Genomic DNA, 1,135 nt, shown 5'->3' with positions numbered 1-1,135 from the left:
GCCGGCCCTGACCACGCCCGCCCAGTCCCGGCCCGGCAAGGTCAACCCGCAGCCGCCCATCGATGGCAGCAGCGACAGCCCGGTGCAGCTGACAGCGCGCGAAGTGCACAGCCAGCTCAACCAGGAAACCCAGGCGCTGGGCGATGTGGAGCTGCGCCGCGGTGGCCTGCTGCTGACCTCGGACACCTTGCGCTACCTGCAGGCCCAGCGCCTGGTGATGGCCAGCGGCCAGGTGCGGCTGAGCAGCGGCGGCGACATGTTCAATGGCGAGCAGGCCCAGTTGCTGCTGGACAGCCACACCGGCTACGTGACCGAGCCGACCTACTACTTCGCCCGCACCGCCGCCGGTGGCAACGCGCGCCGCATCGACTTCACCGGCCCGCAGCAGCTCACCGCCTACAACGCCAACTACAGCAGTTGCACCCGCGAGGCCGATGGCGAACCCGGCTGGGAGCTGCGCATGGACAAGCTGGACCTGGACTTCGATGCCAACGAAGGCAAGGCCACCGGCGCGGTGCTGCGTTTCCTGGGCGTGCCCATCCTGGCGCTGCCGTCGATGAGCTTTCCGACCAGCGACGCGGCCAAGTCCGGCTGGTTGCCACCGACGATCGACTTCTTCGACAGCCGAGGCGGCTTCGGCTTTTCGGTGCCGTACTACTGGCGCTTCGCGCCGAACTACGACCTGATGCTCACGCCGGTGCTCTCGTCGCGCCGCGGCACCGCGCTGCGCAGCGAATTCCGCTACCTGCAGCCCAATGACAGTGGGCGGCTGGAGCTGCACTGGGTGCCGGAAGACCGCACCACCGACACCCGCCGCTACTCGGTGCAGGCCGAGCACGAAGGCGCGCTGGACAACGGCGTGCGCTACGAGCTGGCTTACGAAGACGCCTCCGACGACCGCTATTGGAAGGACTTCTCGCGCCTGCTGCCCAGCCTGGCGCCGCGGCTGCTGCCACAGCAGGCGGGCGTCTGGCGCTCGTGGGCGGTGGACCAGGGCAACCTGTCGGTCTATGCCCGGGTGCAGGACTGGCGGGTGCTGCAGGATGTGGACACGCCCATCGAGGTGCCGTACCAGCGCGCGCCGCAGATCGGCGCGCGGCTCAGCAACGTGGGCTGGCAGTCGCTGCGTTTCGAC

1 protein-coding gene is annotated in these 1,135 nt (G+C 69.3%); it reads left to right on the top strand.

Annotated elements, in window-relative coordinates:
* A partial coding sequence (locus FKP22_RS31210; protein ID WP_141292040.1) for an LPS-assembly protein LptD occupies positions 1–1,135 on the top strand: 1,135 nt, incomplete at both ends.

The sequence above is a fragment of the Ideonella azotifigens genome (genome assembly GCF_006519715.1).
In the GTDB taxonomy this organism is placed as follows: Bacteria; Pseudomonadota; Gammaproteobacteria; order Burkholderiales; family Burkholderiaceae_C; genus Ideonella; species Ideonella azotifigens.
This window is presented reverse-complemented; position numbering and strand designations above follow the sequence as displayed.